This is a genomic window from Pseudooctadecabacter sp., assembly GCF_965657175.1.
GTDB lineage: Bacteria > Pseudomonadota > Alphaproteobacteria > Rhodobacterales > Rhodobacteraceae > Octadecabacter.
The window spans coordinates 373,855-386,796 of sequence record NZ_CBFHNH010000001.1 but is presented as its reverse complement, the minus strand read 5'-3'; the positions used below and the strand labels follow the sequence as shown (position 1 = coordinate 386,796).

The 12,942-nt window shown below is 58.7% G+C and carries 11 protein-coding genes; 1 reads left to right on the top strand and 10 read right to left on the bottom strand.

All coding sequences use genetic code 11. The features are described from left to right. Nucleotides 1-35: 35 nt before the first annotated feature. Together ACTG36_RS01870 and ACTG36_RS01865 are read right to left on the bottom strand one after the other, a co-directional pair. Nucleotides 36-737 (bottom strand): response regulator, encoded by a 702-nt coding sequence (locus ACTG36_RS01870; RefSeq protein ID WP_375279642.1) that lies wholly within the window; start codon nt 735-737, stop codon nt 36-38. Between the two features lie 4 nt (nt 738-741). Beyond that, nucleotides 742-1,272, bottom strand: a complete 531-nt coding sequence (locus ACTG36_RS01865) for a MarR family winged helix-turn-helix transcriptional regulator (RefSeq protein WP_375279641.1) — start codon at nt 1,270-1,272, stop codon at nt 742-744. 119 nt (nt 1,273-1,391) lie between these two features. Between ACTG36_RS01865 and ACTG36_RS01860 the strand changes: the two genes are divergently transcribed. Then, nucleotides 1,392-2,261 carry a branched-chain amino acid aminotransferase gene (locus tag ACTG36_RS01860; RefSeq protein WP_375279640.1) on the top strand — a complete coding sequence of 290 codons (870 nt, stop codon included), beginning with the start codon at nt 1,392-1,394 and terminating at the stop codon, nt 2,259-2,261. A gap of 160 nt (nt 2,262-2,421) precedes the next feature. Here the strand turns inward: ACTG36_RS01860 and ACTG36_RS01855 are convergent, their stop codons facing one another. The 8 genes from ACTG36_RS01855 to gltB form a co-directional block, all read right to left on the bottom strand. Next, on the bottom strand, nt 2,422-3,363 hold the full coding sequence (locus ACTG36_RS01855) for a DMT family transporter (RefSeq protein ID WP_375279639.1): 942 nt from the start codon (nt 3,361-3,363) through the stop codon (nt 2,422-2,424). 21 nt (nt 3,364-3,384) lie between these two features. Next, entirely contained in the window at nt 3,385-4,479 is a 1,095-nt protein-coding gene (locus tag ACTG36_RS01850) for a PQQ-dependent sugar dehydrogenase (protein WP_375279638.1), read from the bottom strand. A gap of 5 nt (nt 4,480-4,484) precedes the next feature. Beyond that, nucleotides 4,485-5,519, bottom strand: a complete 1,035-nt coding sequence (gene queG / locus ACTG36_RS01845; protein WP_375279637.1) for a tRNA epoxyqueuosine(34) reductase QueG — start codon at nt 5,517-5,519, stop codon at nt 4,485-4,487. 90 nt (nt 5,520-5,609) lie between these two features. Continuing rightward, on the bottom strand, nt 5,610-6,275 hold the full coding sequence (gene fzlA, locus ACTG36_RS01840) for an FtsZ-binding protein FzlA (protein ID WP_375279636.1): 666 nt from the start codon (nt 6,273-6,275) through the stop codon (nt 5,610-5,612). Between the two features lie 67 nt (nt 6,276-6,342). Further along, nucleotides 6,343-7,071: a monofunctional biosynthetic peptidoglycan transglycosylase gene (gene mtgA / locus ACTG36_RS01835; protein WP_375279635.1), complete on the bottom strand. Its 729-nt coding sequence runs from the start codon at nt 7,069-7,071 to the stop codon at nt 6,343-6,345. A 45-nt stretch (nt 7,072-7,116) separates the two neighbouring features. Next, the gene (locus tag ACTG36_RS01830) at nt 7,117-8,046 is read right to left on the bottom strand and encodes a Hint domain-containing protein (protein ID WP_375279634.1); all 930 of its coding nucleotides are present in this window, start codon (nt 8,044-8,046) and stop codon (nt 7,117-7,119) included. Between the two features lie 29 nt (nt 8,047-8,075). Then, entirely contained in the window at nt 8,076-8,249 is a 174-nt protein-coding gene (locus ACTG36_RS01825) for a hypothetical protein (RefSeq protein ID WP_375279633.1), read from the bottom strand. 115 nt (nt 8,250-8,364) lie between these two features. Continuing rightward, complete coding sequence (gene gltB / locus ACTG36_RS01820; RefSeq protein ID WP_375279632.1) at nt 8,365-12,903, bottom strand: glutamate synthase large subunit; 4,539 nt, start codon at nt 12,901-12,903, stop codon at nt 8,365-8,367. Nucleotides 12,904-12,942 lie beyond the last annotated feature (39 nt).

Sequence of the window (12,942 nt, the reverse complement as noted above, 5' to 3'; positions counted from 1 at the left end):
AACAAAATTCCGGAATTTTGTTCCCCCGCTAAAATTTAATCAGGTGCCAGCATGTAGCCCGCACCGCGTACCGTCTGCAGATAACGCGGCTGCTTGGGGTCCGCTTCCAATTTGCGGCGCAAACGGGTGATCTGAACATCCACCGCACGTTCCTGCGCCTGCCCTCCGGCACGGCCCAGCTTTTCCACCAAATCGGTCCGGCTCAATGCCTCCGCTGGCGTGGCAGAGAAAATCTTCATCAGCTGCACTTCGGTCGCCGTTAACCGTACCAGATCTTCGCCCTGCCACAGCTCCCCGCGTTCCATGTCGTAGCGCAGCGGCCCAAGATGAAGAACTTTTGGCACCTCGCGCTCCGCTTCGCTCGGCGGCACGCGGCGCAAGACCGAATTGATCCGCAGCAATAGCTCCTTGGGTTCAAACGGTTTAGCCAGGTAGTCATCCGCCCCCGCTTCAAGTCCAGCGATCCGATCACCCGTCTCCGCCTTGGCTGTCAGCAGCAAAATTGGCGTGTCGCGGTCCTTGCGCAAATCTGCGCATAGGGTCACGCCATCTTCACCAGGCATCATCACATCCAGCACGATCATGTCAAAATCCAAACCTGACAAGATGCGCCGCGCATGGGCCGCCTCTCGGGCGGCGGTCACCAGAAAACCGCTGCGGACCAGAAATTTCTGAAGCAAAACACGAATGCGTTCGTCGTCGTCTACGATCAACAAATGGGGTTGGTCGTTGTGCATCGCGCTATCCCTTCAGATCCTTCAGCGCCGCATACCGAGCAGCGCTCTCCTCATCCATCATCGCCTCAAGCACCTGCCTGAACCCCGCCACGGCCTCTGGCCCCGCAGCACGGTAGGCCGCCCGCATTCTGTCCCGCTGGGCGTCCGACAATGTCCTCTCAAGGGCCACGCCTGCATCTGTCAAAAACAAATGCCGCTCACGCTTGTCACGCTGGCCCACCTCGCTGCGTACAAGACCATCCTCGACCAACGCGCGCAATACACGGTTGAGAGACTGCTTTGTGACCCCAAGGATTGCCAACAGATTGTTCACCGTCGTGCCTGGGCTGCGATTGATGAAGTGGATGGCGCGGTGATGCGCGCGCCCGTAGGCCATATCTGCAAGGATACGATCCGGATCAGCCGTGAACCCACGATAGGCAAAAAACATCGCCTCAATGCCTTTGCGCAGCTGTTCATCGGTCAAAAACAGCAGCGCGTTGCCACTCTCCCGCGCGCCCATGTCCATGGCGGCCTCCTTCACATTCATCGTCATAATACGTCAGCTTTGTTGACATTCCAAGCACCCAAAGGTATCGAATCGCAGGTTTGGCGCAATAAAATGACCGCATCGGACCTAAGGACGTAATAAATGCAAATCTAATGGAGGGCGTTATGGCCGGTGCATATGATGATCGTGATGGCAAAATCTGGATGGACGGCCAATTGGTCGACTGGCGTGCAGCCAACGTACATGTCCTCAGCCATGCCATGCACTACGCCTCTTCCGTTTTCGAAGGCGAACGCTGCTACAACGGCAAGATTTTCCTGAGCCGCGAACATTCCGAACGGCTGCATTTCTCTGCCGGTGAGCTGGACTTTCAGATCCCCTATACCGTCGACGAAATCGAAGCCGCGAAAGCCGAAGTGATCAAAGCCAACAACCTGTCCGACGCCTACGTGCGTGCCGTCGCTTGGCGCGGTGCAGGCGAAGACATGGGTGTCGCGTCCCAACGCAACCCGGTCCATTTGGCGATTGCCGCGTGGGAGTGGGGCAATTACTACGGCGACGCCAAGATGAAGGGCGCGAAAATCGACATCGCGAAATGGAAGCGCCCGTCCCCCGAAACGATCCCCGTGCATGCCAAGGCTGCCGGTCTTTATATGATCTGCACCACCTCTAAACATGCCGCCGAAGCCAAGGGCTGCTCCGATGCCTTGTTCATGGACTACCGTGGCTACGTGGCTGAGTGCACCGGCGCGAACATCTTTTTCGTCAAGGATGGCGAGGTACACACACCCAAAGCCGATGTCTTCCTGAACGGCCTCACCCGCCAGACAGTGATCAGCCGGTTGAAGGACCGACAGATCGCTGTCCATGAACGGGTCATCATGCCAGAAGAACTCGAAGGGTTCGAACAATGCTGGCTGACCGGCACCGCTGCCGAAGTTACCCCAGTGGGCCAGATTGGCGACTATAATTTCGAGGTCGGCGCACTGTGTCGGGACGTGGCTGAAGATTACGAAAAGCTGGTCCGCACCTAGGCAAGGGGAGGAAGGGGGCCAGCCCCCCGGCCTGCGGCCTCCCCCCGGAGTTTTCTGATCAGAAGAATAAAGGACGCGGCGCCCAACACGGGACGTCGCGTTTTTTGTTCGGGCACGCAGGGTGGGCACGCTCGTCGTAAGACGGCGGGGCCAGCGGGCGTTATTGCAGGCCCTTCGCCCGTACTTTGCGTCGCGCCGTTTCATCCCGACCCAACGCGCGTTCGCGCAGTACGATAATCACGCCTGCACCAATTACAAACCCTGCACCGACTGTCATGCTCATGGTTGGCACTTCATTGAACCAGATCCATCCGATCAGAACAGACCAAAGCATCGACACATAAGTGAAGGGGGCGAGGACCCCGGCCTCCGCAAAGCGGTAACTCGATGTCAGTAAAATCTGACCGAGGCCACCGACCACACCCGCGCCGACCAACAACGTCAATTCCACGCCAGTAGGCCAGACCCAGCCAAACGGGACGGTCACCAGTGACAAGACCGCAGATGTCATTGAAAACCAAAACACGATGGCCGTCGTGCTTTCTTGCCCAGCCATTCCTTTGACAAACACCTGCGCCAAAGCGGCCAAACAAGCGGACCCAAGCGTCAGACCAACGCCCAAAGCCTCCGTTGACCCGATGCCCACCGATAAACGTGGGGCCACGATGATCACAACCCCCACAAAGCCAAGCAAAACCGCTGCGATGCGCACAAATCGAAACTTTTCGCCAAGGATCAAGGCCGCCAGTACGACCATTACAATCGGGGTGACAAAACGGATCGCCGTGACCTCGGGCAATGGCAAAAACTTCAGCCCCGCAAACCCAAGGCCCATGGCGCAAGACCCAACGATCCCACGCACCGCATGATTGCGCACCGACTTGGTCCGGATGCCCGCACGAATGCCCCCATGGGTGACCAACCAAACCAGCAAGATGGGCATCGCCATCACCGAGCGAAAAAACATCGCCTCACCGGCAGGCACCCTAACCGCCGCTTTGATAAAAGCCGACATCACCGTGAACACCGTTACTGCGGACAGCATCAAAAACACGCCACGCGCGACATTTGGGACAGGGAGGCTTGGGGCGGCTGAGGTCATTCCTCTGCCTACGCCGATCCGCTACTCGGCACCACCCACAGGCGTCACGCGAAGAATATCCGCATCGGGCGCATCGACCAGAACCAGCAGATCACCGTTCGCCAAAACCTCAACATCACGCACGCGGCCCACGTCGCGCAGCAATCGCTCCTCACCCACAACACGCCCGTCGTCCAGCTTCAATCGATTAAGCCCACCGGGGTTCAGAGAGGACACAAACATATCCCCCCGCCACGACGCGAAGTCCGCATCCTCGGGATAGGTGCCCATCCCACCGGGTGCGATCACCGGGTCCCAGTAATAGACCGGCTGTTCATAGCCTTCGGCCGCAGCCTCACCGCCGGTAATATCGCGGCCGTTGTAGTTAATCCCGTATGAAATCACCGGCCAGCCGTAGTTCAGCCCCTGTTGCGGGCGGTTCAATTCATCCCCGCCGCGGGGGCCATGTTCCACCGTCCAAAGATCGCCATCGCGGATCACAGCACCCTGAATATTGCGGTGCCCCGTCGACCACACGCGCACGTTCGATCCATCAAACCAGAGAACTTTACCAACTGTATTGTCCCCTTGTGACAACTCCGGTGTGCCACGATCACCGGATGTGATCCATGCGCCACCCTCCACTGGGATAATGCGGCTGCCAAAATGTTGCCCCGCATTCGTCGCGGGCGATTGCACAAAAATATCCTCAACATCGACCAGCGCCGTACCGTTCAGCCGACCACGTGCGGCCGCTAAGGCAACGCCCCCTTGCACGGCCTTGGAATACGTCCAATAGACCAGACCGTCCGGCCCCACGGCGACATCCAGAAGGCCACCCTGACGGATGGCTTCAACCGCTGGCAATCCGCTGATGTCTGTGACATCGCCATCTGTGCCAACCAACCGCATCCGCCCGCCACGCTCGGTCACCAAAAACCGCCCGTCTGCCAGAGGCGCTATGCCCCAAGGAAAATCAAACCCACCGGCGAAGGTGCTGACCTCAACCTGCGTGGCAGGCATCTCGGGCGCGCGGGTCTGATCTGCGAATGCCGGTAAAAAGTCCGCGTTCTTGGGCCCCTGTTCCACTTGCCCAAACGCCATCACTGGCAGGACACACAAAACATATCGCAACATCAGATTTACCTCCTCAAACGTTCAACCGCCCAACGCGCCGCGTCCGCGACCTCAGCTGCCGGATCATCCACCAAACCAACCGCCGCATCGCTGAGCGATCTGTCGGCAGAATTGCCGATGGCATAAAGCACATTGCGGACAAATCGGTCCCGCCCGATCCGTTTAATCGGGCTACCAGAAAACATGGCGCGAAAACCCGCGTCGTCCAGCGCCGCCAAATCACGCAACCGTGGGGCACGCAAATCCGCGCGTGCGGCGTAGCGCAACTCTCGTGCCTCAGCGGCAAACTTGTTCCATGGACAAACCGCCAGACAATCGTCGCACCCGTAAATCCGGTTGCCCATCAGGCCGCGCAACTCTTCTGGCACGGGGCCCTTGTGTTCAATGGTCAGATACGAAATGCACCGCCGCGCATCGAGCTGAAATGGCGCCGGAAACGCGTCGGTTGGACAGACATCCAGACAAGCGCGGCACGACCCACAATTCTCGAGGCCTGGGTCATCCGCAGGCAACTCTACTGTCGTAAAAATCGCCCCCAGAAAAAACCAATTCCCCAAATCGCGGCTCAGCAAATTGGTGTGTTTGCCCTGCCAACCAAGCCCCGCCGCCGCCGCCAGCGGTTTTTCCATCACCGGCGCTGTGTCAACAAACACCTTGATCTCACACTCCGCCGCATCGACCAGCCAACGCCCGACACGTTTTAGCCGCTTCTTCACCAGATCATGATAGTCGCGATTATGCGCATAGACACTGATCGCCGCGCGGTCGCGTTGCTCCAACACCTCCAGCGGATCATGTTCTGGCGTATAGGGCTCCGCCAACATGACCACAGACCGTGCCTCAGGCCATAACGCGCCCGGGTCACCGCGCCACGCCATACGCTCCGCCATCCAGGCCATCTGACCGTGCCGCCCGTCCGCCACAAAAGCGGCCAGTCGTTCAGGCAACTCAGGCACCGCATCCGGTCTGCACACCCCAAAGCCCGCAAAGCCCTCTTCAAATGCTTTGGTCCGTAGACGCGCTTTCAGCTCGCGACTCATGGACGTGTTTTCTCTGGTTCAAAAATACCCTCGGGGGTCTGGGGGCAGCGCCCCCAGCGGATCGGATGAGCGAAGCTCATTCGATCCAAATTAAAAATCCAGATCCGCATAATGCGACGGCTGTGGAAATCCTGAAATCTGATCGGCCAGAATAGACCGGAACGCAGGCCGGGATTTGATCTTGGCATACCAATCCTTGACGATCTCCGACCGGTTCCAATCAACGTCGGACACATAGTCCAAACACGACAAATGCGCAGCGGCCGCAAAATCGGCCAGCGTCATATCGTTGCCCGCCAACCACCGACGTTGATCCAGCAACCAGGTCATATAGTCGAGGTGGTACTTAATCGCCTTGGCACCCGCCTTAACGTTCGCACTGTCAGGATACCCCGTCCCCATCACCTTGCGGAAGACCCTCTCCCCCATCAGCTTGGTCGTGACCTCTTCGTTGAATTTGTCATCAAACCACGCCACCAGACGCCGCACCTCATAGCGCGCCTCTGGGCTGCTGGGCAGTAGGGCAGGCGTCGGATGCACCTCTTCAAGGTATTCGCAAATCGCGGTGCTGTCGGCCATCACGCGGCCGTCCATCTTCAACACCGGCACCTTGCCAGCGGGGTTACGACGCAGGAAATCCGCGTCCTGCTCCCAATAGCGTTCCTCGACCAATTCGACCTCAATCCGCTTTTCCGCAAGGCTCAACCGGACTTTGCGCGAAAACGGAGACAGCGGATAATGGTACAATCGGTTCATCTTGGGTCCCAAATCAGGTGCTCCCCTTCAATGCCCCAACGGTCCTGCCGTTACAATCCCGCGTGCGCTATTGAAAACATCCCGCGCGGCCATCCGCTGCAATAGTCGCTGCTCCGTCACGGATACTGGCAGCACGGCGTTGCACAAAAGACGTAGGCTGGGATGCCGACCGGCTTTTGGGCGCGGGCAAGATCGCAGCCAGCCGCGCGGCCTGCACATCGGTCAAATCCTGTGCCCGCACGCCGAAGTAATGCACCGCAGCGGCCTCAACCCCGAACACGCCTTCGTCAAACTCGGCCACGTTCAGATAGACCTCAAGGATCCGCTCTTTGCTCCAGACGGCCTCGACCAAGGGCGTCATCAGTGCTTCAAGCGATTTGCGCAACCAAGACCGGCCCTGCCACAGATACACATTCTTGACGACCTGCTGGGAAATCGTGGACCCGCCGCGGTTCCCGCCATCTTCCAAGGCTGCGCGAATGGCCGTCAGGTCCAGCCCCCAATGGGTGCAGAAATTTGCATCCTCGGCGGCCACAGCCGACCGCGCCATCGCGGGGGCGATCTGTTCCATTGGAACCCATGTCTGGTTCACACCACCGACCCGTCGACCCTCGGCAAACATATACGGTGTGGTCGGGGGATTCACCGCCGAAAACGCCAATGTCGCCACAACAGCCAAAGCAATCACAATCAATACCCCTCTGAGTACATAGCGCAGCAGCCAACGCACCAGCAGTCCGGGGCGTTCCCGCAACTTTACAGCTTGTTTGGTCTTCTTCGGGGTCTTGCGTGCCATATCCGTCCTTCACCCAAGCAACCCACTGCGGTCAACCGGTCTGTCTTACGCGGCGATCAACCTGTCACCACAAAGCACCGATGCTTCACGCCCAGTGACAACGGGCCGCGCCGTTGTCCACGTCTTGGAAACCTTGCGGCGAACGCCGGGGAAAACGGCGTCAATCTCTCGGCGCAGATCGCGGTCGGCCATGATGTGCGGGCCGGGGAAAAAGCTTTCGCTCGGTGCGCCTTCGGCAAAGATGACCTCATGGGCATCGAACATGAGATGATGATACGAAACCTCACGCTGGGGCACGCGGCAAATCGTGTCGTGATTGACCAGATGCGCAGCGGCGGCCAAAATCTCCGACTCCCCAAAAAACATCTCCGCACGCCAACCGGTCACAAGCATTTTGTGTTGCGGAGACACCATCAGGGGGCGCGTGTTACCCACGGTGCCGGCTGCAAAACGGATTGGTGCAAGATCCCCCATAGCCGGCACAGACCGGAGGCCATGCCAACGCACGGGCTGTAGACCATTGTCAGAGGTCCGGACCAAGTCGTCCACGTCAATCTGCTCGATCGGAACGGCGCCCCGATTGGTTTCAATACGCGTTCCAGCCGCAAAACATGGCGGGCCAAGATCGCCCACATCCAGTGGTCCCTGCGGGAACACGAAACTCGCATCGAAAAAGATACCATCCTGCAGAACCTGCCCGTCTGTCGGGGTGAAAACCCGCTGACCGTTGGCCAGATAAAAGGTCGTGCCGACGTAAGTGACATTACCACCACCCGCCACGGTAATGGTTACCGTGTCGCCCGGGTAAGACGATGAGACATCAGATCCATTGACGCTATCGCCGTCAAACCGGTCGATGTCACCATCATCGTTCTGGTCCGTCAGGCTAAACGTCGAGAACGTAACAGCCGTCCCGCTTGGGGGCGGGTTCGCGGGATCAAAGGTGTAAAACTGGTCTGTATAGGTTGTCGGCATAACTGCACCTGCACTCTTATGATATGCAGTCAGTTTCCCCGATCATCGCGGTGATATTCTGGAGCGATTAAGGTTAATTCGTGAACAATCAAAAAGATCGTTTCCCAACTGGAAACGATAAAATCGCCTCCAACGTATTGAAAACAATTTATTTTTACGAGATCGCCTTTCAGCACCTGCTTGTGTTCTAGGGCATCAGCCATCCAGGAACCGCATAACAATGTCGGCAAAACTGTGACGCAGGGTCAACTTTCATCAAAGTAAAATCCCGCCCTTGTAACACAAGGACGGGGCTCATTTTTGTTTGGCTGGTCCGGCTTATTCTGCAGGAACCGCTGTCTCTTCGATCTCCAAAGGGGCCGGCAAGTGGATTAGCATTTCCTTGGGGCAGACCTGAACGAAATTGCCCAGTTCAGTATCCCAATTCTGCAAGATGTCAGCGGCCTTGCGGCTGCCTGTTTCGGCGTGATGACGTTCGACCAGACCGCGCAGTTGCGCTTCCCAATGGTCAACGCCAACCGGACAGGTCACCAGAGTTTCCATGTTGATCAGGGCATCGGCCTCTCGCTGTGGGTCGTACAGATAGGCCATGCCACCCGTCATCCCCGCACCGAAGTTGGCACCGATGGACCCAAGGATCACCGCAACGCCACCGGTCATGTATTCACACCCGTTGGACCCGCAGCCCTCAATCACCACCTTCGCACCAGAGTTCCGAACGGCAAACCGTTCCCCCGCACGACCGGCCGCGAACAAGTAGCCGTCCGTTGCACCATACAGCACCGTGTTGCCGATGATCGTATTCTCGGATGCGACCAGCGGGCTCGCCATAGGCGGCCGCACAACAACCGTGCCGCCGGACAGGCCTTTGCCGACGTAGTCGTTGGCGTCGCCAGAGACTTCCAGCTTCAACCCCGGTGCCGCAAAGGCCCCCAAAGATTGACCGGCAGACCCTTTCAACTTCACCGTCAGATGGTCCGGCTGCAGGTTGTTCCGCATCCCGAAGTTCTGGACAATATGGCTCGACGTGCGGGTCCCGATGGTCCGCAGTGTATTCTGCACCGCATATTCCAGCTGCATCTTTTCCCCATCGTTGAGGAACCGTGCCGCATCCTGCACGATCTGCGCATCCAGCGTATCAGGCACGGCATTGCGTGGCTTGTTGCGGTCGTAAACGATGTCTTTTGCGCCATCGACAGTGATCAGCAGCGGGTTCAAATCCAGATCATCCAGATGCGCCGACCCACGGCTCACCTGATCCAATAGGTCCGCACGGCCAATCACCTCATCCAAACTACGCGCCCCGATCTCGGCGAGGATTTCCCGCACTTCGGTCGCATAGAACGTAATCAGGTTCACAACCTTGTCCGCATTGCCGGTGAACTTGTCACGCAGGGCTTCGTCCTGCGTACACACACCCACGGGGCAGGTGTTGCTCTGACACTGACGCACCATGATGCAGCCCATGGCGATCAGCGCAGCGGTGCCGATCCCGTATTCCTCAGCGCCCAGCATTGCGGCCATGACAATGTCACGGCCCGTGCGCAGGCCACCATCGGTGCGCAGGGTCACACGGTCGCGCAGGTTGTTCATTGCCAGAACCTGATGCGCCTCGGTCAGGCCCATCTCCCACGGCAGACCGGCGTATTTGATCGACGTGGCAGGGGACGCACCGGTGCCGCCATTGTGCCCCGAAATCAGGATCACATCGGCCTTGGCCTTCGCTACACCGGCGGCAATCGTGCCGACACCAGAGGACGCCACCAGTTTCACCGTCACCTTACAGCGCGGGTTGATCTGTTTGAGGTCGTAGATCAGCTGCGCGAGGTCTTCGATCGAATAGATGTCGTGGTGCGGTGGCGGTGAAATCAGCGTCACACCCTTGGTCGAATGGCGCAGCCGCGCGATCAGGTCGGTGACCTTCATGCCGGGCAGCTGGCCGCCCTCGCCGGGCTTGGCACCCTGCGCGACCTTGATTTCCAGTTCTTCACACTGGTTCAGATACTCGGCGGTGACGCCAAAGCGGCCCGACGCCACCTGCTTGATCTTCGCAGACGGGTTGTCACCGTTTGGCTCTGGCACAAAGTGTGCCGGATCTTCGCCACCCTCACCGGAATCAGACTTCGCCCCAATCCGGTTCATCGCCACGTTCAACGTCTTATGCGCCTCTGGCGACAGCGCACCCAGCGACATGCCCGGCGTCACGAACCGTTTGCGGATTGACGTTATGGATTCCACCTCTTCAATCGGGACTTTCTTGCCCATGGGCTTGATCGCCAACAAATCGCGCAGGTGGATCGGCGGGTTGCCTTGCATGGCACCCGAATACTGCTTCCACAGCTCATAAGATGCGCGGTTACAGGCCTGCTGCATCAGGTGCATCGTCTTTGCTTCCCAAGCGTGCTTTTCGCCCTGACGACGCGCTTTGTAGAAGCCACCAATGGGCAAAACATCCTTGCCACCCCGCCAACCGGCCTGATGCACCTCTTCCACCTTGCGCTGGATACCGGTGACACCGATGCCGGAAATCCGGCTCTGCATGCCGGGGAAATACTCGGCCACCATGGCACGGGACAGGCCCACAGCCTCAAAGTTCAGACCACCACGGTAGGAGGAGATCACAGAAATCCCCATCTTCGCCATGATCTTCAAGAGACCTTGGTCGATGGCATTGCGATAGCGCGCGACGGCCTCGGTCAGGGTGCAATCCAGCAGGCCCCGTTCGATCCGGTCATCAAGGGAATCTTCGGCCAAATAGGCGTTCACCACCGTGGCACCACAGCCGATCAGCACAGCAAAATAATGCGGGTCGATACATTCAGCAGACCGCACGTTCAGCGACGTGAATGTCCGCAGACCTTTACGGGTCAGCCAGCTGTGCACCGCAGATGTCGCCAAAATCATCGGCATAGGCACACGGCCCTCACCCTGATGCTGGTCCGTCAGGGTCAGATGCCCTGCACCGGACCGAACCGCATCCTCAGCCTCGGCACGGATACGTTTCAGGCCCTCTTCCAAAGCACCGCGTTCCCCGTTGGCAGGGAAGGTACAATCAATCTCGACGCAGGGCGCATTGAACGCCCCTTGCAGCGCATCCCACTGGGAGTTGCCCACGAACGGGCTGTCCAGCACAAGGATTTCGGTCTGCGACGAATCCTCGTCCAGAACGTTCTTGAGGTTTCCGAACCGCGTCTTCAGCGACATCACGCGGAATTCCCGCAAGCTGTCGATCGGCGGGTTCGTCACTTGGCTGAAGTTCTGGCGGAAGAAGTGGCTGAGCGGACGGTACTTTTCGGACAACACGGCAGACGGCGTGTCATCACCCATCGACGCCAACGCCTCTTTGGCGTCTTCGGCCATAGGGGCCAGAATGTTCTCCAGCTCCTCAATGGTGTACCCAGCGGCGATCTGACGCTTGCGCAGCTCGGCCCCTGCATAAAGCGGGCTTTCGGTCACGGCACCCAGTTCGGTGTCCAGCTCATTGATCTTGCCGACCCAATCGCCGAACGGCAGCGCGGCAGCCATTTTGTCTTTCAGTTCTTCATCATGGAACAGCGCACCCTTGCCCATGTGCACACCGATCATCTGACCGGGGCCCAGCGCGCCTTTTTCCACGACATCGGCTTCGTTGATCGGGACCATCCCTGCCTCGGATCCGGCAATCAGCAAGCCATCACCGGTCACCACATAACGCATGGGGCGTAGGCCGTTCCGGTCGAGGCCTGCACAAACCCAACGACCATCGGTCATCGCCAAAGCCGCAGGGCCATCCCAAGGCTCCATCACCGAATTGCAGTAGGAATACATATCGCGCCACGACTGCGGCAGCTCAGTTGCCTGCTTGGACCAGCTTTCAGGGACCAACATGGTTTTCGCCATAGGCGCAGACCGACCGGCACGCACCAGAACCTCAAACACCGCATCCAATGCGGCCGAATCGGACGACCCGCCCGCCACAACCGGCTTCACATCCTCAGCCATGTCCCCAAAGGTCGACGACGCCATGCGAATCTCATGGGATTTCATCCAGTTCAGGTTGCCCTTCAGGGTGTTGATCTCACCGTTGTGGGCCAGCATGCGGAACGGCTGTGCCAACCACCACTGCGGGAAGGTATTTGTGGAATACCGCTGGTGATAAATCGCAAAGGCGGAAATGAACCGTTCATCCAATAGGTCGGGGTAAAACTCCGCCACCTGTTCGGCGAGCATCATCCCTTTATAGATGATCGACCGGCACGACAGTGACGCCAGATACAGCCCGTTGATCCCAGCAGCTGCTGCGGCTTTCTCAATCCGGCGGCGGATGACGTACAGCTCACGCTCGAACGTCTCTTCGTCCACGCCTTTGGAGTTTGAGATCAGGATCTGTTCAATCTCAGGCCGTGTTGCATTGGCCTTTTCACCCAGACAGTCGATGTTCACCGGCACATGGCGCCAGCCATAGATGTAGTACCCCATCCGCAGAACTTCGGTTTCCACGATGGTCCGGCAGGTTTCCTGCGCGCCAAAATCCGTACGCGGCAGGAACACCTGACCCACGGCCAGCATTTCACCGTCCCGCAAGGTGTGGCCCGTGCGTTCGACCTGTTCACCGAAGAACTTGAACGGAATCTGCACGTGAATGCCCGCGCCATCGCCGGTCTTGCCGTCCGCGTCCACAGCCCCGCGATGCCAGATCGCTTTGAGGGCAGAAATCCCGTTTTCGACCACGGAGCGGCTCTTTTTGCCGTCGATGGACACGACGAGACCAACACCGCAGTTGGCCTTTTCATCGGCCTCATCATACAGGCCGTTCTGCGCCATCCACGCGCGCTTCGTGCGCTCGGCCTCTGCCCATGCGTCATCATACTTGGTCATGTTATTCTCCTCGGCCCGGCCCCTCGCGGGGCGGTAAAA

Coding starts and splice junctions, on each gene's coding strand:
- ACTG36_RS01870 (WP_375279642.1), bottom strand. CDS start 737: ATGCACAACGACCAACCCCATTTGTTGATCGTAGACGACGACGAACGC.
- gltB (WP_375279632.1), bottom strand. CDS start 12,903: ATGACCAAGTATGATGACGCATGGGCAGAGGCCGAGCGCACGAAGCGC.
- ACTG36_RS01850 (WP_375279638.1), bottom strand. CDS start 4,479: ATGTTGCGATATGTTTTGTGTGTCCTGCCAGTGATGGCGTTTGGGCAA.
- fzlA (WP_375279636.1), bottom strand. CDS start 6,275: ATGAACCGATTGTACCATTATCCGCTGTCTCCGTTTTCGCGCAAAGTC.
- ACTG36_RS01855 (WP_375279639.1), bottom strand. CDS start 3,363: ATGACCTCAGCCGCCCCAAGCCTCCCTGTCCCAAATGTCGCGCGTGGC.
- ACTG36_RS01860 (WP_375279640.1), top strand. CDS start 1,392: ATGGCCGGTGCATATGATGATCGTGATGGCAAAATCTGGATGGACGGC.
- mtgA (WP_375279635.1), bottom strand. CDS start 7,071: ATGGCACGCAAGACCCCGAAGAAGACCAAACAAGCTGTAAAGTTGCGG.
- ACTG36_RS01865 (WP_375279641.1), bottom strand. CDS start 1,272: ATGACGATGAATGTGAAGGAGGCCGCCATGGACATGGGCGCGCGGGAG.
- ACTG36_RS01830 (WP_375279634.1), bottom strand. CDS start 8,046: ATGCCGACAACCTATACAGACCAGTTTTACACCTTTGATCCCGCGAAC.
- ACTG36_RS01825 (WP_375279633.1), bottom strand. CDS start 8,249: ATGGCTGATGCCCTAGAACACAAGCAGGTGCTGAAAGGCGATCTCGTA.
- queG (WP_375279637.1), bottom strand. CDS start 5,519: ATGAGTCGCGAGCTGAAAGCGCGTCTACGGACCAAAGCATTTGAAGAG.